Origin of the sequence: Dinoroseobacter sp. PD6 (genome assembly GCF_028807315.1) — a bacterium.
GTDB lineage: Bacteria > Pseudomonadota > Alphaproteobacteria > Rhodobacterales > Rhodobacteraceae > Dinoroseobacter > Dinoroseobacter shibae.
Window position 1 is genome coordinate 369,538 of record NZ_JARAMN010000001.1, and the last position, 17,390, is coordinate 386,927.

Sequence of the window (17,390 nt, forward strand, 5' to 3'; positions counted from 1 at the left end):
GGGACCGACGATGAACCTGTTTACCGATATCCGCGCGGGCGTTCTGGCCGCCCTGACCGAGATGCAAGCCGAGGGCACGCTGCCCGAGGGGCTCGACTTCGCCAATGTGACCGTCGAGCCACCGCGCGATGCCGCCCATGGCGACATGGCGACCAATGCCGCAATGGTGCTCGCCAAACCCGCGAAGATGAAGCCGCGTGACATCGCCGAGGCACTCGCCGGCAAGCTCGCCGCTGACCCCCGGGTCGCCAGCGCCGAGGTGGCGGGCCCCGGCTTTCTGAACCTGCGCCTGGTGCCCACGCTGTGGCAGGACGTGGTGCGTGCGGTGCTGACCACCGGCACCGGCTTTGGCCGGTCGAGCATGGGGCAGGGGCGGCGGGTCAACGTGGAATACGTCTCCGCCAACCCCACCGGGCCCTTGCATGTGGGCCATACGCGCGGCGCGGTCTTCGGCGATGCTTTGGCCAGCCTGCTGGATTTCGCGGGCTACGACGTGACCCGCGAATACTACATCAACGATGGCGGCGCACAGGTCGATGTGCTCGCGCGCTCGGTCTACCTGCGCTACCTGGAGGCCCACGGCCAGCAGGTCGCCTTCGAGGACGGCACCTATCCCGGCGACTACCTGATCGCCGTGGGCGAGGCGCTCAAGGACAAGGTCGGCGACGCCTTCGTGGACAAGGGAGAGCAGTTCTGGCTCGCAGAGGTGCGCGATTTCGCCACCGACGCCATGATGGACCTGATCCGTGCCGATCTCGCCAGCCTCGGCGTCAAGATGGACCGGTTCTTCTCGGAAAAGAGCCTTTACGGCACCGGCCGGATCGAAGCCGCCATCGCCGATCTGGACGCCAAGGGCCTGATCTATCGCGGGACGCTGGAGCCGCCCAAGGGCAAGGTGCCGGAGGATTGGGAACCGCGCGAACAGACCCTGTTCCGCTCCACCGCCCACGGCGACGATGTGGACCGCCCGATCAAGAAATCCGACGGCAGCTGGACCTATTTCGCTCCCGACATCGCCTATCACTACGACAAGGTGAACCGCGGCTATGACGCGCTGATCGACGTGTTCGGCGCCGACCACGGTGGCTATGTCAAACGGATGAAGGCGGCGGTCTCGGCGCTGTCGGACGGCAAGACCCCGCTCGACATCAAGCTGACCCAGCTTGTGCGGCTCTTCAAGAATGGCGAGCCGTTCAAGATGTCCAAGCGCGCGGGCACCTTCGTGACGCTCTCGGACGTGGTCGAGCAGGTCGGCCCGGACGTCACGCGCTTCGTGATGCTGACCCGCAAGAACGACGCGCCGCTCGATTTCGACTTCGACAAGGTGTTGGAGCAGTCCCGCGAAAACCCCGTGTTCTACGTCCAATACGCCCATGCCCGGGTCTGCTCGGTGCTGCGCAAGGCCACCGAGGCCGGGATCCCCGTGGATGACGCCACCCTGGCCCAAGCCGACCTGTCGGGCATGACCGACCCGGCGGAGCTGAAACTCGCCCGCGCGCTGGCCGAATGGCCGCGCCTGGTAGAGATCGCCGCCCGCACCAACGAGCCGCACCGAATCTCCTTCGCACTCTACGACATCGCCGCCGATCTCCATGCGCTGTGGAACAAGGGTAATGACGATCCGTCGTTGCGTTTCCTGCAAGAGGGTGACTCAGCTGCAACACAGGCGAAAATCGCCCTCGTGCGCGCCTGCGCCGTTGTTATTTCGACCGGTCTTGGTATCCTTGGCGTGTCTCCGGTGGAAGAGATGCGCTGATCTGAACCGAGATCGAAAAAACGCGCACCGCCTCCGGGACTGAGCAGTCAGATCCCTCCTTCGCTGCGGAGGGCGTGAGAGGCAGGACCATGACCGTGTACGATTACGACGCCTACCCGGCGTATGGCGGAGAGGAGTCCGTCGATAACCCCGGCCCCCTCGGGCGGGCCGTCACCCCCTTTGTGACCTGGGCCGGTGGCGTGGCGTCCCTGGCACTGGTGGCCGGGCTGGGGCTCTGGGGCTACAACCTGGCCATGCGCGACGTGACCGGCATCCCGGTGATCCAGGCGCTCGAAGGGCCGATGCGGGTGCAGCCCGACGATCCCGGCGGCCGCCAGGCCGATCACCAGGGTCTCGCCGTCAACGTGGTCAAGGCCCAGGGCGTGGCCGCGGCCCCGGTGGACAAGATCGTGCTCGCCCCGCCCCCCATCGACCTCAGCACCGCAACCCCAGCGCAACCGGTCCCGCTTGTGCAGGACGGACCGCGCGATGCGACCGCTCCCGAGGAAACCGGCATCCCACTGCCCGAAGAGCCTAACCGCGAACAGGCCACTGTGCTGGCGGTCGAGGCGCTGATCTCCGACCTGGTGGCCGAGGAGGAGGCCGCCCAGAACGGCACCGTGCCCAACACCAAGCCGGGCATCGCCCGCTCCCCGCGCCCCGCCGCGCGCCCCGAGGCCGTGGCCTTCGCCAGCCGGGCGAGTTTCGATCTTTCGGCGCCCACCGCCGCCATGCCGGCCGTGATGCGCGTCGCGGCCTTCGCCGACCCCGAGAGCATCGCCACCGGCACGCGCATGGTGCAGTTCGGCGCCTATGACGACGCGGACACCGCCGAAGCCGAATGGGTGCGCATTGCCGAGACGTTCTCGCCCTATCTCGAAGGCAAGAACCCGGTGATCCAGCAGGCCGAGCGCGCCGGGCGCAGCTTCTACCGCCTGCGCGCCATGGGGTTCGAGGATCTCGCCGATGCGCGCCGCTTCTGCTCGGTCTTTCTGGCCGAGGATCTCGCCTGCATCCCGGTGGTCTACAAATGACGCACCCCCGTGGCTGAACCGCGCCGCGCGGCGATCCTCGGCTGCGGCGGGCCGGTTCTGACCCCCGAGGAGGCTGCCTTCTTCGCCGCCGCGAACCCCTGGGGCTTCATCCTCTTTGGTCGCAACGTTGAAAGCCGCGCGCAACTCGCGCGCCTGACCGCCGACCTGCGCGCCGCTCTCGGCTGGCACGCGCCGATCCTGATCGACCAGGAAGGCGGCCGCGTCGCCCGCATGGCCCCGCCGGAGTGGCGCGGCTTCCCTCCCGCGCTCGACCAGGCCGCGTCTGCACGCGCCTTCTGGGTCCGGGGCCGCGCCATCGCGCTGGATCTGGCCGAGGTCGGCATCGACGTGAACTGCGCGCCGCTCGCGGACATCGCGCTGCCCGAAACCCACCCGATCCTGCGCAACCGCTGCTACGGCACCGACGCGGCCACCGTGGTGGCCAATGCCCGCGCCATGGCCGACGGCCTGCGCGCGGGCGGCGTCCTGCCGATCCTGAAACACCTGCCGGGCTACGGGCGCGGCACCGTGGACAGCCACAAGGCCCTGCCGCGTGTGGCCGCCGACGCCGCCACCCTGCGCGCCACCGACTTCGCCCCTTTCGTCGCCCTGTGCGATATGGCGATGGGCATGACCGCGCACCTCGTCTACGAGGCTTTTGACCCCGACCTGCCCGCCACGGTCTCCCCGCGCATGATCGACCTGATCCGCACCGAGATTGGCTTCGACGGGCTGCTGATGACCGACGACATCTCGATGGAGGCGCTCTCGGGCACGGTCCCTGAGCGGGGGCAGGCCGCGCTCGCCGCCGGTTGCGACCTGGTCCTGCACTGCAACGGCGATCTGGCCGAGATGCAGGCGCTCGCCGCCGCCCTGCCGCCCATGACCGAGGCCGCGCAAACCCGCGCCGCGCGCGCCCTGGCCCAGCGGCAAACGCCCCAGCCCGTTGACATCCCCGCGCTCGACGCCGAACGTAACGCCTTGCCCTCCGCCTGACGCGGGCGCGCCAAGGACCCAGATGACCGACAGCCAACCCGACCTGAACCTGTCCCCCGCCAGCGTCGAGGAGCGTCTCGCCGCCGAGGCGCTGATCGTGGACGTGGACGGGTTCGAGGGGCCGCTCGACCTGCTGCTGCAACTCTCGCGCACCCAGAAGGTTGATCTGCGCAAGGTCTCGGTGCTGGCCCTGTCCGAACAATATCTCGCCTTCATCGAGAAGGCGAAAGCGCTGCGGATCGAACTGGCCGCCGACTACCTGGTGATGGCCGCCTGGCTCGCCTTCCTAAAATCCCGCCTCCTGCTGCCGCCCGACCCGGCGGACGAGGGACCGTCGGGCGAAGACCTCGCCGCCCATCTCGCGTTCCAGCTCGAGCGGCTCGAGGCGATGCGCGAAGCGGCGGCCAAACTCATGGCCCGCGACCAGCTTGGCAAAGATTTCTTCGCCCGCGGCACCCCCGAACAGGTGACCCGGGCCCGGCGCGTGACCTATTCCGCGACCCTCATCGACCTGATGCAGGCCTATGCCCGGATCCGCACCAAGGACGATTTCCGCCCCTTCGTCTTCGACCGTGACAGCGTGCTGACCATGGAACAGGCGCTCGACCGGATGAAAACCATGGTCCGTTTTGCGGGCGACTGGACCGACCTTGCGGCCTACCTGCCCGAAGGCTGGATCAACGACCCCAAGCGCCGCCGCTCCGCCACCGCCGCCACCTTCGCCGCCTCGCTGGAGCTTGCCAAGGCGGGCAAGATCGAACTGCGCCAGGGCGAGACCTTCGCCCCCATTCAACTCAAACGCAAATCCGAGCCGTGATGTCCGATACCCCCGAGCAAACGCCTGACGAGACCGCCGACAGCGCCGCGCCGATGCCCCCCGACGGCCCCGCCGACAGCCTGTTCGAGGCCCCGCCCATGGGTGACCAGGAACGCATGGTCGAGGCGATCCTCTTTGCCACCGCCGAACCGGTGACCGTCCGCGCCCTGCAGGCCCGTATGCCCCATGGCTGCGACGCGGCAGAGGCCCTGACCCGCCTGCGCAAACGCTACGAGGGGCGCGGGGTCCATGTGGTCCGCGTCGGCGACGCCTGGGCCATGCGCACCGCGCCCGACCTCGGGTTTTTGATGCAGAACGAGGTGACCGAGACCCGCAAGCTCAGCCGCGCGGCCATCGAAACCCTCGCCATCATCGCCTATCACCAGCCCGTCACCCGCGCCGAGATCGAAGAGATCCGCGGCGTCTCGGTCTCGCGCGGCACGCTGGATCAGTTGATCGAGCTGGAATGGGTGCGCTTCGGGCGCAGGCGGATGACGCCGGGCCGCCCGACGACCTTCGTGGCCACGCAAACCTTCCTCGACCAGTTCGGGCTCGAATCGGCCCGTGACTTGCCGGGGCTGTCGGACCTGCGCGCGGCGGGCTTGCTCGAAAGCCGCCCGCTGCCGGGGGCCGAAAACCTTGAGGAGGACGGGGAGGACGAAGATCAAAGCGAGATGTTCGAGGAGTAACCTGATATTCACGGCCTGCGACCCTATATGTGAGTGGTCGCAATCGGGAGGGACGGCATGAACGTCAACCAGCTTATCAACATGGCGCTCCGCATCTTCGCGCGCAAGGCGATGACCAAGGGCGTCAACGCTGGCGTAAAACGCATGGCCGCGCGCGGCAAGACCCCGGGACAGCCCGCGTCCCCTGCACAGCAACGCGCCGCGCGGGAGACTCAGCGCAAGGCGCAGCAGGGCCTCAACATCGCCCGACGATTCACGAAGTTCTAGTTAACAGAGCGCGCGCTGCGCAACACCCGCGCCGCTGCCCACGCCCCCTTCGCCCCGGATCTGCCGCAGTGACGGCTTATGCCGCGAAATGCTTGGACAGTTTCAGCCCCTGGCCCTGGTAGTTCGACGCGATCCCCGCACCGTAAAGCTGCGTCGGCACCTCGGCCATGCGCTCATAGACCAGCCGCCCCACGATCTGCCCGTGCTCCAGCACAAAGGGCGCTTCGTGGCACCGCACCTCCAGCACCCCGCGCGACCCGGTCCCCCCGGCGGCGGCATGGCCGAAACCGGGATCGAAAAAGCCCGCGTAATGCACCCGGAACTCGCCCACCATGGCCAGGTACGGCGCCATTTCGGCGGCGCAATCGGGCGGGATATGCACCGCCTCCCGGCTCACCAGGATATAGAACGCGCCGGGGTCGAGGATGATACGCCCTTGATCCGTATGAATTTCTTCCCAGTACTCCCCGGGCGGGTAATGCCCGATCTTCTCCAGGTCGATCACGCCCGTATGCGGCTTGGCGCGGTAGCCCACGAGGCTCCCGGTCGCGGGGCGCAGATCCACCGAAAACCCCAACCCCTGGTCGACATGGGCCGGGCCCGAGACCAGCGGGGTCGCGGCATGGCGCGCCCGCAGCGCCGCATCGTCGAGCAGGGCCTGACCGCTGCGAAACCGGATCTGGTTGAGCCGCATGCCCGGCCGGACCAGCACCGAAAACGACCGCGGGCAGATCTCCGCATAAAGTGGGCCGTGGTAGCCCGCCGGGATCCGGTCGAATTCGGTCCCGCCATCGGTGATCGTGCGCGTCAGCAGATCGAGCCGTCCGGTGGAGCTCTTGGCATTGGCCACCGCCTGCACGCCCGGGGGCAGGGCGAGTGACTCCATCAACGGCACAACGTAGACGCAGCCCTTTTCCAGAACCGCGCCCCCGCTCAGGTCGATCCGGTGCATCTCGAAATCCGCGAGCCGGTCGGCCACGGTCGCCCCGTCGCCCGCGAGGAACGAGGCGCGCACCCGGTAAGCCACGGCTCCCAAACGCAGATCGAGGCTCGCCGGTTGCACCTGTCCCGGCGCGATGGCCGGATCGGCCGCGATCACGCCCCCCGAGATCATCGCCTCAAGGCTCTGGCAGGGCAGCACGCCGGGGGTGGGCAAGGCAGGGGCGGACATGGTTCAGACCTCCCTCAGAGGGTGCGGCCGCGCCGCTAGTGAGCCAAGTGTCGGAAAAGTGGTCGGGCTAGCAGGACTCGAACCTGCGACCTTCCGTCCCCCAGACGGACGCGCTACCAGGCTGCGCCATAGCCCGACACTGCGGCGTTCATAACGCTTTCCACGCCGGGGGCAAGCCGAATTTCGCCCCCCGCGGCGCCGCGTGTTTCGCCGCGCACCCTTCAAGCCGGGTCGGACCCGTCGATGCGCGCGCGGAGCGCCGCCAGCCGGTCGGCCAGGACGCGCGCGGTGTCCGGATCGACCTGCGACAGCGCGCCGGGATGGGCAGCCAGCCTGCGCGCGAAGGCCCCCAAAGCGTCGGAGCGCTGCGGGCTGGGGCCGGGCAGGGCAGGGACGGCTGCACCGGGCGCAGCCGTGGGCGCCGGGTCTGGCACGGCGGGTGCTTCCGAGGGCGCAGCCTCGGCCGCATCCGGATCGGGCGCCCCATGGCGGGCCGTGAAGAGCGGCAGGGGATCCTCGGTGGGCGCCGCCTCCGGTGCGGCTTCGGCGGGGGGCTCTGCGGCGTCGTCGTCTGCGGGCATCTCGGCCGTGCTCGCCACCAGGTCGACCACCTTGGCCTCGGCGGTGTCCTCGGCCGCTTGCGCGTCCTCCTCCACCGGTTGCACGGTCTCCTCCGCGCCATCGAGGCGCCGGTCGCAGAGGCCGGCCACATGCTTGACCCCTTGTTCGCGCAGGATTTTCTGAACCCCTCGGATGGTGATCCCGTCATCGTGAAGCAGCACCCGGATCCCGGCCAGCAGGGACATGTCCGCGGGCCGGTAATACCGCCTTCCGCCCGCGCGCTTGACCGGCTTGACCTGGGGAAACTTGCTCTCCCAGAAGCGCAGCACGTGGGTGGGCACCTCCAACCAGTCGGCCACCTCGCTGATGGTCCGGAAGGCTTCCGCTGATTTGGCCATCAGGGTTTCGGGTCCGTGCAGCGCAGACGCCGCCGCGGCCTATCGGTTGCGGTTTCCATTGGCGACCCGTTCTTTCATCAGATGCGAGGGCCGGAAGGTCAGCACGCGGCGCGGATGGATCGGCACTTCCTCGCCCGTCTTGGGGTTGCGCCCGATCCGGGCGGACTTGTCGCGCACGCTGAAGGTCCCGAAGGACGAGATCTTGACGCTTTCGCCGCGCACAAGTGCGTCGGACATATGGGTCAGGATGCTCTCGACCAGTTGGGCGGATTCGTTCCGGGACAGGCCGACCTCGCGGAATACCGCATCGCTCAGGTCCATGCGCGTCAGTGTCTTCTCGGCCATCTTGCCCCCCTCGTTGCAACCGGGGCCAGTATGCGCCGGACGGTTTTCGAGTCAATATCAAGGGCTTGCCGATTGGCGTTCAGATCGGCCAAATCCGCCGATTCCACGCATTTACCAGCGTAATACCACCGATCCCCAGGACAATCCGCCCCCGATGGCCTCGGTGACGACCAGATCGCCGGGCTTGATCTGCCCGCGCGCCACCCCGACCGACAGCGCCATGGGGATCGACGCGGCCGAGGTGTTGCCGTGATCGGCCACGGTGACGACGACCCGGTCCATGCCGATGCCCATCTTGCGCGCGGTGGCGGTGATGATGCGCAGGTTGGCCTGGTGGGGCACGACCCAGTCGACATCCGCCTCTGTCAGACCGGCCTTGGAGAGCGCGGTCTCGGCGGTGGCGGCGAGCTTCTCGATGGCGTGGCGGAAGACCTCCTTGCCCTCCATCCGCAGGTAGCCCGCGGTTTGCGAGCTGGACACGCCCCCATCCACGTAAAGGATATCGCGGTGCCGCCCGTCGGAATTCAGGTCCGCCGACAGGATCCCGCGGTCGGCCGTCCCACCGGTGCCGTCGCGCGCCTCCAGCACCACGGCACCCGCGCCGTCGCCGAAGAGCACGCAGGTCGACCGGTCGGTCCAGTCCATGATTCGGCTGAAGGTCTCGGCCCCGATCACCAGGATCCGGTCGGCCTGGCCCGACAGGATCATCGCGTTGGCATTGGCCATGGCGAACACGAACCCGGCGCAGACCGCCTGCACGTCATAGGCAAACCCCCGGGTCATGCCGAGCCGGGCCTGCACCATGGTGGCCACGGCCGGGAAGGTCAGATCGGGCGTGGAGGTCGCCACGATCACCGCGTCCACATCCTGTGCGGTCAGCCCGGCATGGTCGAGTGCCGCTTGCGCGGCGGCGGTGGCAAGGTCCGAGGTCTGTTCCCCGTCCGCTGCGAAATGGCGCCGCTCGATGCCCGAGCGGGTACGGATCCATTCATCGGTCGTGTCGACCAGGGTTTCGAGTTCGGAATTCGGGACCACGCGGCTCGGAAGGTAATGCCCCACACCGGTGACGACTGCACGTTTACCCATTCGCGGAACCCGATACTGCTTCTTCTTCTGGTGTGGCGGCGCCGCTCTCGCGGGCGCGCCCGGCGGAGGCCACCCGCGCGGCGAGGCGCTCGGTGAAGCCCGATTGCGCCAGGATGAAGGCCAGCTTGATGGCGGCGGCGACCCCGGTGGCATCCGCCGAGCCGTGGGATTTGACCACCGTGCCGTTGAGCCCCAGGAACACGCCGCCATTGACCCGGCGCGGGTCGATCCGTTTCGACAGGCGCCGCAGGGAGGTATAGGCGAGCATCGCCGCGATCTTGGACCAGGGCGTCTTCTCGAAGGCCTGGGTCAGGAAATCGCGGATCAGGGCCGCGGTGCCCTCGGCGGTCTTGAGCGCCACGTTGCCGGTGAACCCGTCGGTGACGATCACGTCCACCTTGTCCGACGGGATGTCGCCGCCTTCGACGAAGCCCACGAACTCGAAATCATTGTCCGGCGCGGCCTGGGCGATCAGGTCATGGGCGGCCTTCAGCTCGGCCCGGCCCTTGTGCTCTTCGGTGCCGACATTGAGCAGACCGATGCGCGGGGTGGGATTGCCCAGCCCGTTGCGGGCATAGGACGCGCCCATCAGCGCGTATTGCAGCAGGTCCTGCGCGTCGGCCTTGATGTCGGCGCCCACGTCCAGCATCACGTTGAACCCGGACTTGGCGCGCGACGGCCAGAGGCAGGCGATGGCGGGGCGGTTGATGCCGGGCACCTTGCGCAGGCGCACCATCGACAGCGCCATGAGCGCGCCGGTGTTGCCGCAGGAGACACAGACCGTCGCCTCGCCGTTGCGCACGGCGTCGATGGCTGACCACATGGAGGTGTCCTTGCCGCCGCGCATGACCTGGCTCGGCTTGTCGTGCATGGTCACTACGTCGGACGTGCCGCGGATCGCCACGCGGCCGTCGAGCGCACGCCGTTTCGCAACAAGCGCGGTCAACTCGGTGGCGTCACCGTGAAGCAGAAAGGCAATGTCGGGGTTTTTCTCGGCCGCAATGGCCAGCCCGCCGACCACCGCCGCCGGGCCCGTGTCGCCCCCCATGGCGTCGACGGAGATCACTGTCCCCGTCAGCCCATGCTCAGGCGGAGTTTCCGGGGAAGTGGACCCGCCGGGCGTCGTGCCGATCGATGTCCCTGCGGCCATGCGCATCTACCCCGGTTTTTGACAACCGTGGCCGCTCAGGCCGCGTCTTCGTCGAGATCGATCTCGTCGGCCTGGGCGATCACTTCACGATCCGCGTAATGGCCACAGGCCGCGCAGACGTGATGCGGGCGCTTGAGCTCGCCACAGTTGGGGCATTCGTTGGGGTTGCCGGCGACCAGAGCATCGTGGGAGCGGCGCTGTCCGCGGCGGGATTTCGTGATCTTGTTCTGAGGGACTGCCATGTCTCAACCTCGGTTCTGGGGGCAGTGCCCCGGGTGTTGTTTCTCGGCGAAACCGCCGCGTCATCTCTTGCGCGCAAAATCCCCGCCGCGCGGGGTGAGAGCGAGGCCGGGAACATACTGTGATTCCGATGGGGCGCAAGTGTTTTCTGCGCCGCGTTTACCTGTGCACCAAGGGCCTTACAAGCCTCTTTGTTCAAACGGCTGCGCAATCGGGGAAGATCGGTCAGCCGCCGTCGGGTTTGCGCCCCGCGCGCAACTGTTGCAGGGCGGCGAAGGGCTTGGCGTCGTCATCGGTCATCGCGGGTTTGCCCGGTTCGGTGAAGACCGCGGCCCCCAGCGCCACGCCTTCGGCCCGGGGATAGAGCGGGATCGCCAGCGCCAGCTCTTCGGCCAGCAGGGCGGCGAGATCCAGCGTGGCGGGCACGGGGCCTGCGGTTTCGTCCTCGGGCATCTCGACCTCGCTGCCGTCCGGGTCGGTCCAGTCGGCGAGATACCGGCGCAGAACGGGCTCTTCGATCCGGGTGGTGACGGGGGTCAGCGTAACGCTGCAGGGCTGGACCACCGTGGCGCCCAGGGTCGCCTCCAGCCGCCAGTCGGCCTTGCCCTCGGGATGCAGCGCGCCCGCCAGGCGCAGCTTGCGCAGATCGCTCAGCTCCAGGTCCGCGGCGAGCGCGGACAGGGTGGCGGGCTCGGGCACGATCTCGAACCTGGTGGGTTTGCGGGTGGACAGATCGGCAAAGCGCAGAACGGATGACGCGGAGGGGCCGTTGCTGGGGGGCTGGGGCATCTCGGGGGCTCCTTTCGGGTCGGACGCGGGCGGGATCGGGGCTGCGCGGTTCGGCTGCCCCTTGCCGGTCCGGGGACGCGGCGTGGGGGCAGACAAGGCGCAGCGCTTGATCCGGCCCGGAGAGTTCGGTATCGCACTGGTGCTGCTCAGGATGTCTGTACAAGGTTTGCAGACGGTTTGCACATGGGGACGTGCCTGCGATGATCAACACTGCCGCTTTGCTGTTTCGCGGTCTCTTGGTCGGTGTTGCGTTGCTGGCGCTGGGGGGCTGTGCGGCGACCTATCGCAATTCCGGATACGTGCCGAGCGAAGCGGATCTGGCCGAGATCACCGTGGGGATCGACGATCGCAGTTCGGTCGAAGACCAAGTCGGGCGTCCTGTCTCACAAGGGGTGATCGCCGATCGCGCGTGGTATTTCGTGGGCACACGGTGGGAATATTTCGCCTATCGCGCGCCGCAGCCGATCGACCGGCAGGTGGTTGCAATTTCCTTCGACGAGGGCGGCACCGTGCAGAATATCGAGCGGTTCTCCCTGGCCGATGGCGAGGTGATCTCGCTCAACCGCCGGGTCACCGACAGCAACATCGAGGGCGTGTCCCTGATTCGTCAGCTGCTGGGCAATATCGGCAACTTCGACGCCGGAAACTTCCTCAACTAGGCGGCCGCCGAGAGCGCGTCCATGAAGCCCGCGCCGAACCGGTCGCGCAGAAAGGCGCGCTGCGGGGCGAAGGCGGTTTCGAAATGGGCGATCACCGCCTCGGGCACATCGAGTGCGTCGGTGGTGTGGAACTTGCGGTCGAGCCCCCAGGGGTCGGCCCGGTCGAGCCCGGCAAACGCCTCGATCCGGCGCATGACCGCCTGGGGCTCCGCCGCGATCTGGCCGAAGGGCAGATAGAGCAGGCGCAGATCGTCGAACCGCGCATCCCAGCGTGGCACATAGGTGGCATAGTCGCCGCGATGGGCGATCACCGGGTCCGTGGCGTGGCGCATCCAGGCCTTTTCCGTCTTGGGTTTGATCTTGCGGCGGGTCAGGTTCATGCGCAGCTGCGACGCCGCCCGGTCGACGGGATCGCGGATGATGTAGATGAAGCGCGCCTCGCGCAGGAATTTCGCGACGAAATCGACCCCGTCCTCCGGAAGCGTGCAGTATTCCGGGGTCACGTCGAGGCAGATCTGGCGCGCGGGCGCGCGGGAGAAGACATGCTTGTACCAGGTGCCGTTGAAGGCGGGCTGCTGCACCAGCCGGTCGAGATAGGCGAGATACTCCGCATCCGGTTTCGCCTTGTTTTTCAAGTGCCTGCGCGCGGCTTTCTCGACCCCCTGGACGAGGTTCGTGCGGGCCCATTTGCGGTTTTCGGGGCAGAACTTGTGATCGAAGAAATGCAGCTCCTTGAAGGGCGGCACCCAGATGTCCTCGCGCGCCTGACACACCCGGTAGAGCCAGCTTGTGGCGGCTTTCTGCGCGCCGATGCAGACGAGGTCAGGCTTGCGGCCGATCATGGGGGCTCCGGATACTGCGTGGCGCGAGCCTAGCAAGCTGCCGGGCGGCGGCAAGGGGGGCAGGGGTTAACGGCGCGTTGTCCGAGGGGGTGTTTCGCGCCGACAAATTTTTTCGCGTAACTGTGGAGGATCAAGGGCTTCCAGAGATTTGTTTCGCATGCGAAACATTCAAATTCCTGAATAGGTTAACGGGTGGTCTCGGCCTCGGCACGAGATTCCAGGTCGAGCCATTCTTCCTCGGCCGCGGCCAGGGTGGCCTGGCGGTCGACCAACGCCTCGGTGGCCTTTTTGAACTTCGCAGGCTCGCGCGTGTAAAGGTCCGGTGTGGCGAGGAACTCTTCGAGCTTGGCGATCTCGGCGGTCAGGCGGTCGATCTCGCCGGGCAGGGCGTCGAGCCTGTGGCGTTGGGTGAAGGACAGGCCGGAAGCATTTGATTTTCTGATTGAATCAGAATTTGAGGTTGGGCTCTTGGGGCCGGGTTTTCCAGCGGATTTGGGCGGAGGTGCCGATGTGCCACCCCCCGCTGCGCGCTGGCTGCGGTAGTCGGACCAGCCGCCCGCATAAGCCGTGGCGCGCCCATCGCCTTCCATCGCGATGGTGGTGGTGGCGACCCGGTCGAGAAAATCCCGGTCGTGGCTCACCAGAAGCACCGTGCCGGGGTAGTCCGACAGGATTTCCTGCAGCAGGTCGAGGGTTTCGATGTCGAGATCGTTGGTCGGCTCGTCCAGCACCAGCAGGTTGCTTTCCCGCGCCATGATCCGCGCCAGCAAGAGCCGCGCACGCTCGCCGCCCGACAGCGCCCGGACGGGGGAGCGGGCCTGGTCATCGGTGAACAGGAAATCCTTGAGATAGCCCACCACGTGGCGCGGCGTGCCGCGGACCATGACCTGGTCGGCCTGGCCCGACACGCGCATTTCCGGGTCGCCGGTCAGGTTCTCCCAGAGCGAGGCGTCGGGGTCGAGCCCCTCGCGGCGCTGGTCGAAGACGGCGATCTCGAGATTGGTGCCCAGGGTGACGGTGCCGTCGTCCGGCGCGATTTCCCCCGTGAGCATCTTCAGCAGCGTGGTCTTGCCCGCGCCGTTGGGTCCGACAAAGGCGATCCGGTCGCCGCGCAGCACGCGCAGATCGAAGGGGCGTAGGATGGTGCGGTCGCCGAAGGACTTGGTGATGCCGCGCGCCTCGATCACGCGCTTGCCGGAGGATCTGCCCGCCTCCAGCGCCATGTCGGCGGTCCCCTGGCGGCGGATCATGTCGGCGCGCTGCTGGCGCAGCTCGCCGAGCGCACGGACCCGGCCCTGGTTGCGCTTGCGCCGGGCGGAGATGCCCTCGACCGCCCAACGGGCCTCGGCCTTGATCTTGCGGTCGAGCTTGTGGCGGGCGAGGTCCTCTTCCTCCCAGGTCTTGTCGCGCCAGGCCTCGAAATCGCTAAAGCCACGCTCCTGCCGGCGCACCATGCCGCGGTCGATCCAGAGGGTGGCGCGGGTCAGCGCGCTCAGGAACGCCCGGTCATGGGAGATCAGCACGAAGGCCGCCCGGGTGCTGGTGAGGTGGTCTTCGAGCCAGGAAATGGCCTCGATGTCGAGATGGTTGGTCGGCTCGTCGAGCAGCATCAGGTCCGGGGCCTCGGCCAGCAGGCGCGCGAGGGCGGCGCGGCGGCGTTCGCCCCCGGAGGCGGCGTCGGTGGCGATATCGAGGTCGAGCTTCAGCCCCTCGGCGGCCATGTCGATGCGCCAGCTTTCAGACGGATCCAGCGCGGCGCGGGCGAAATCGCCCAGGGTGGGGAAGCCCGACAGGTCCGGGTCCTGCTCCATATAGCCGATGGAGGTGCCGGGGGCGGCGATGACCTGGCCTGTGTCGGGCTCCACCAGGCCGGCCATGACCTTCATTAGGGTGGATTTGCCCGAGCCGTTGCGGCCCACGAGCGCCACGCGGTCGCCGGGCTGAATCACCAGGTCGAGCCCGGCGAACACCGGGTCGCCGCCATAGCCGAGGCGGATATCGGAAAGCTGAAGGAGAGGGGGGCGTGCCATGGGCAAGCAGGTATGGGGACAACGGCGCGGGGTCAATGGCGACCGAGGGCAGACGCGGGCTGCAGGCTTCATCTGTGCAAAAATACTCACGGCTCAACATCGCCGCTGGCGCAACATGCGGGGCGGCGCGCAACCAAGCGGTTTCGAAACCGCTTGGACCCGGCGCGACCCGGGCGCGCGGTGGGGATGTCGCGGCGGGCCGAACGCTGCGCTTTGTGCCCCTTGGGTGGCCATCCGGGCGCATTCCAAGCGGTTTCGAAACCGCTTGGACGCCGGGTGTCGCCGTTTCGCATCTTTTCCCCGTCCGGGGCTTGGCGTAGATACGCGCCAACAGACGCCAGAGGACCCCGCATCCATGCCCGCATCCATCACCGAGCCTGCCATCACGCCCGACCTGATCGCCGCCCATGGGCTGAAGCCCGAAGAATACGCGCGTATCCTGGAGATCATCGGGCGCGAGCCGAGCTTCACCGAGCTGGGCATTTTCTCGGCCATGTGGAACGAGCATTGTTCCTATAAATCCTCCAAGATCCATCTGCGCAAGCTGCCGACCGAGGGGCCGCAGGTCATTTGTGGACCGGGCGAGAACGCGGGTGTGGTCGATATTGGCGACGGCCAGGCGGTGGTCTTCAAGATGGAGAGCCACAATCACCCCTCCTACATCGAGCCCTATCAGGGGGCGGCCACGGGCGTGGGCGGCATCCTGCGCGATGTGTTCACCATGGGCGCGCGGCCCATCGCGGCGATGAACGCCCTGAGTTTCGGCGAGGTGTCGCACCCCAAGACCCGCTCGCTGGTCGCGGGCGTGGTCGAGGGGATCGGCGGGTATGGCAACTGTTTCGGCGTCCCCACGGTGGGTGGCGAGGTGCGGTTTCACCCGGCCTATAACGGCAACTGCCTGGTCAATGCCTTTGCCGCGGGGCTCGCGGATGCGGACAAGATCTTCTACTCGGCGGCCTCCGGCGTGGGGATGCCGGTGGTCTATCTTGGCGCCAAGACGGGCCGGGACGGGGTGGGTGGGGCCACCATGGCCAGTGCGGAGTTCGACGACACCATCGAGGAGAAGCGCCCCACGGTGCAGGTGGGCGACCCGTTCACGGAAAAGCGGCTGATGGAGGCTTGCCTGGAGCTGATGGCCACGGGGGCGGTGATCTCGATCCAGGACATGGGGGCGGCGGGGCTGACCTGTTCGGCGGTGGAGATGGGCGACAAGGGCGGGCTTGGCATACGGCTGGACCTTGAGAAGGTGCCGGTACGCGAGACCGCCATGACCGCCTACGAGATGATGCTGTCGGAGAGCCAGGAGCGCATGCTCATGGTGCTGAACCCGGCGTTGGAGGCCGAGGCCAAGGCGGTGTTCGACAAGTGGGACCTTGATTTCGCCATCGTGGGCGAGACGATTGCCGAGGACCGGTTCCTGATCGTGCATCACGGCGAGACCAAGGCGGACCTGCCCCTGTCGAAACTTGCATCGAGCGCGCCGGAATACGACCGGCCCTGGGTGCCGACGCCCGAGGCCGCGCCGCTCGACCCGGTGCCCGCGGTGGACCCGATCGACGGGCTCAAGGCGCTGCTGGCCAGCCCCAACTATGCGCGCAAGCACTGGGTCTGGGAGCAGTACGACACACAGGTCATGGCCGACACGCTGCGCACGCCCGGTCTTGGCGCGGGGATCGTGCGGGTGCACGGGACCGACAAGGCGTTGGCCTTCACCAGCGATGTGACCCCGCGCTACGTGCGGGCGAACCCGGTGCAGGGCGGGCGGCAGGCGGTGGCGGAGGCCTATCGCAACTTGATCGCGGTGGGGGCGCGTCCGCTTGCGACCACCGACAACCTGAATTTCGGCAACCCCGAAAAACCCGAGATCATGGGCCAGTTCGTCGGCGCGTTGCAGGGGATCGGGGAGGCCTGCGCGGCGCTCGACATGCCGATCGTGTCGGGCAATGTCAGCCTGTATAACGAGACCGACGGTCAGGGCATCCTGCCGACGCCCACCATCGGGGCGGTGGGGCTGATCGACCATGTGGACGAGGCCATCACTGGCCAGCCCCAGACGGGGGATATTTTGCTGCTGATCGGGGCGGGCGAGGGGCATCTGGGCCAATCGGCGCTGCTGGCCGAGGTGTTCAACCGCGAGGAGGGCGATGCGCCGTTCGTGGACCTGGACGCCGAGCGTGCGGCGGGCGAGCTGATTCTCGAGGTGCGGGAGTGGATCGGGGCCTGTACGGACCTGTCGGATGGCGGGCTGGCGCTCGCGGCGTTCGAGATGGCGGAGGCGGCCGGGCTCGGCGTCAGCCTGGACGAGGCGGACATGGCGCAGCTGTTCGGGGAGGACCAGGGGCGTTACATCGTGGCCTGCGGGTTCGATGCGGCCGAGGCGATCATGGTCGCGGCGGGGCGGGCGGGCGTGCCCGTGGCCAGCGTCGGCCGGTTCGGCGGCGAGCAGGTGAGCCTCGGCGCCAGCAGCGCGCCACTTGCGGAGTTGAGCACGCTCTATCGTGGTGCCTTTGCCGCGCAACTGGGCTGAGATCCTGCGCCGGGGCACCCATGTCGCGCCCTT

Annotated in this window: 17 protein-coding genes and 1 tRNA gene; 8 read left to right on the forward strand and 10 right to left on the reverse strand. The window is 67.9% G+C overall.

The window, feature by feature from the left end:
• Positions 1–10 precede the first annotated feature (10 nt).
• The 6 genes from argS (at position 11) to PVW48_RS01675 (ending at position 5,559) form a co-directional block, all read left to right on the forward strand.
• Positions 11–1,756, forward strand: a complete 1,746-nt coding sequence (argS, locus tag PVW48_RS01650) for an arginine--tRNA ligase (RefSeq protein ID WP_274579987.1) — start codon at positions 11–13, stop codon at positions 1,754–1,756.
• 89 nt (positions 1,757–1,845) lie between these two features.
• Complete coding sequence (locus tag PVW48_RS01655) at positions 1,846–2,790, forward strand: SPOR domain-containing protein (RefSeq protein WP_274579988.1); 945 nt, start codon at positions 1,846–1,848, stop codon at positions 2,788–2,790.
• Positions 2,791–2,799: 9 nt separating this feature from the next.
• A complete protein-coding gene (locus PVW48_RS01660; protein ID WP_274579989.1) occupies positions 2,800–3,786 on the forward strand; it encodes a glycoside hydrolase family 3 N-terminal domain-containing protein in 987 nt (328 codons plus the stop codon).
• A gap of 22 nt (positions 3,787–3,808) precedes the next feature.
• Positions 3,809–4,603 (forward strand): segregation and condensation protein A, encoded by a 795-nt coding sequence (locus tag PVW48_RS01665; RefSeq protein WP_012178397.1) that lies wholly within the window; start codon positions 3,809–3,811, stop codon positions 4,601–4,603.
• Between the two features lie 53 nt (positions 4,604–4,656).
• Positions 4,657–5,292 (forward strand): SMC-Scp complex subunit ScpB, encoded by a 636-nt coding sequence (gene scpB / locus PVW48_RS01670; protein WP_274580268.1) that lies wholly within the window; start codon positions 4,657–4,659, stop codon positions 5,290–5,292.
• A gap of 57 nt (positions 5,293–5,349) precedes the next feature.
• Complete coding sequence (locus PVW48_RS01675) at positions 5,350–5,559, forward strand: hypothetical protein (RefSeq protein ID WP_274579990.1); 210 nt, start codon at positions 5,350–5,352, stop codon at positions 5,557–5,559.
• Between the two features lie 76 nt (positions 5,560–5,635).
• Here the strand turns inward: PVW48_RS01675 and PVW48_RS01680 are convergent, their stop codons facing one another.
• The 8 genes from PVW48_RS01680 to PVW48_RS01715 form a co-directional block, all read right to left on the reverse strand.
• The gene (locus tag PVW48_RS01680) at positions 5,636–6,730 is read right to left on the reverse strand and encodes a 2'-deoxycytidine 5'-triphosphate deaminase (RefSeq protein WP_274579991.1); all 1,095 of its coding nucleotides are present in this window, start codon (positions 6,728–6,730) and stop codon (positions 5,636–5,638) included.
• 59 nt (positions 6,731–6,789) lie between these two features.
• Positions 6,790–6,866 (reverse strand) — tRNA-Pro (locus PVW48_RS01685).
• A gap of 85 nt (positions 6,867–6,951) precedes the next feature.
• A complete protein-coding gene (locus tag PVW48_RS01690; protein WP_274579992.1) occupies positions 6,952–7,689 on the reverse strand; it encodes a MerR family transcriptional regulator in 738 nt (245 codons plus the stop codon).
• Positions 7,690–7,728: 39 nt separating this feature from the next.
• Positions 7,729–8,034 carry an integration host factor subunit alpha gene (gene ihfA / locus PVW48_RS01695; protein ID WP_012178393.1) on the reverse strand — a complete coding sequence of 102 codons (306 nt, stop codon included), beginning with the start codon at positions 8,032–8,034 and terminating at the stop codon, positions 7,729–7,731.
• Between the two features lie 111 nt (positions 8,035–8,145).
• Entirely contained in the window at positions 8,146–9,120 is a 975-nt protein-coding gene (locus PVW48_RS01700; protein WP_274579993.1) for a beta-ketoacyl-ACP synthase III, read from the reverse strand.
• Entirely contained in the window at positions 9,113–10,270 is a 1,158-nt protein-coding gene (plsX, locus tag PVW48_RS01705) for a phosphate acyltransferase PlsX (protein ID WP_274580269.1), read from the reverse strand. Before plsX ends, PVW48_RS01700 begins: the two co-directional genes overlap by 8 nt.
• A 35-nt stretch (positions 10,271–10,305) precedes the next feature.
• A complete protein-coding gene (gene rpmF / locus PVW48_RS01710; protein WP_012178390.1) occupies positions 10,306–10,512 on the reverse strand; it encodes a 50S ribosomal protein L32 in 207 nt (68 codons plus the stop codon).
• Between the two features lie 223 nt (positions 10,513–10,735).
• On the reverse strand, positions 10,736–11,299 hold the full coding sequence (locus PVW48_RS01715; RefSeq protein WP_274579995.1) for a YceD family protein: 564 nt from the start codon (positions 11,297–11,299) through the stop codon (positions 10,736–10,738).
• A gap of 200 nt (positions 11,300–11,499) precedes the next feature.
• On the opposite strand from PVW48_RS01715, the gene PVW48_RS01720 reads away from it, so the two are divergent.
• Entirely contained in the window at positions 11,500–11,958 is a 459-nt protein-coding gene (locus PVW48_RS01720) for an outer membrane protein assembly factor BamE (RefSeq protein ID WP_274579996.1), read from the forward strand.
• On the opposite strand, the gene PVW48_RS01725 is transcribed toward PVW48_RS01720, so the two are convergent.
• Together PVW48_RS01725 and PVW48_RS01730 are read right to left on the reverse strand one after the other, a co-directional pair.
• On the reverse strand, positions 11,955–12,800 hold the full coding sequence (locus PVW48_RS01725; RefSeq protein ID WP_274579997.1) for a sulfotransferase family protein: 846 nt from the start codon (positions 12,798–12,800) through the stop codon (positions 11,955–11,957). The genes PVW48_RS01720 and PVW48_RS01725 overlap by 4 nt on opposite strands.
• Positions 12,801–12,985: 185 nt before the next feature.
• A complete protein-coding gene (locus PVW48_RS01730; protein WP_274579998.1) occupies positions 12,986–14,830 on the reverse strand; it encodes an ABC-F family ATP-binding cassette domain-containing protein in 1,845 nt (614 codons plus the stop codon).
• 367 nt (positions 14,831–15,197) lie between these two features.
• On the opposite strand from PVW48_RS01730, the gene purL reads away from it, so the two are divergent.
• Positions 15,198–17,357 (forward strand): phosphoribosylformylglycinamidine synthase subunit PurL, encoded by a 2,160-nt coding sequence (purL, locus tag PVW48_RS01735; protein WP_274580270.1) that lies wholly within the window; start codon positions 15,198–15,200, stop codon positions 17,355–17,357.
• The last annotated feature ends 33 nt before the right edge of the window (positions 17,358–17,390 follow it).

Bases quoted from the DNA above. Each gene is read 5' to 3' on its own strand.
- argS (WP_274579987.1), top strand. From the start codon at position 11: ATGAACCTGTTTACCGATATCCGCGCGGGCGTTCTGGCCGCCCTGACC.
- PVW48_RS01655 (WP_274579988.1), top strand. From the start codon at position 1,846: ATGACCGTGTACGATTACGACGCCTACCCGGCGTATGGCGGAGAGGAG.
- PVW48_RS01665 (WP_012178397.1), top strand. From the start codon at position 3,809: ATGACCGACAGCCAACCCGACCTGAACCTGTCCCCCGCCAGCGTCGAG.
- scpB (WP_274580268.1), top strand. From the start codon at position 4,657: ATGCCCCCCGACGGCCCCGCCGACAGCCTGTTCGAGGCCCCGCCCATG.
- PVW48_RS01675 (WP_274579990.1), top strand. From the start codon at position 5,350: ATGAACGTCAACCAGCTTATCAACATGGCGCTCCGCATCTTCGCGCGC.
- PVW48_RS01680 (WP_274579991.1), bottom strand. From the start codon at position 6,730: ATGTCCGCCCCTGCCTTGCCCACCCCCGGCGTGCTGCCCTGCCAGAGC.
- PVW48_RS01690 (WP_274579992.1), bottom strand. From the start codon at position 7,689: ATGGCCAAATCAGCGGAAGCCTTCCGGACCATCAGCGAGGTGGCCGAC.
- ihfA (WP_012178393.1), bottom strand. From the start codon at position 8,034: ATGGCCGAGAAGACACTGACGCGCATGGACCTGAGCGATGCGGTATTC.
- PVW48_RS01700 (WP_274579993.1), bottom strand. From the start codon at position 9,120: ATGGGTAAACGTGCAGTCGTCACCGGTGTGGGGCATTACCTTCCGAGC.
- plsX (WP_274580269.1), bottom strand. From the start codon at position 10,270: ATGGCCGCAGGGACATCGATCGGCACGACGCCCGGCGGGTCCACTTCC.
- rpmF (WP_012178390.1), bottom strand. From the start codon at position 10,512: ATGGCAGTCCCTCAGAACAAGATCACGAAATCCCGCCGCGGACAGCGC.
- PVW48_RS01715 (WP_274579995.1), bottom strand. From the start codon at position 11,299: ATGCCCCAGCCCCCCAGCAACGGCCCCTCCGCGTCATCCGTTCTGCGC.
- PVW48_RS01720 (WP_274579996.1), top strand. From the start codon at position 11,500: ATGATCAACACTGCCGCTTTGCTGTTTCGCGGTCTCTTGGTCGGTGTT.
- PVW48_RS01725 (WP_274579997.1), bottom strand. From the start codon at position 12,800: ATGATCGGCCGCAAGCCTGACCTCGTCTGCATCGGCGCGCAGAAAGCC.
- PVW48_RS01730 (WP_274579998.1), bottom strand. From the start codon at position 14,830: ATGGCACGCCCCCCTCTCCTTCAGCTTTCCGATATCCGCCTCGGCTAT.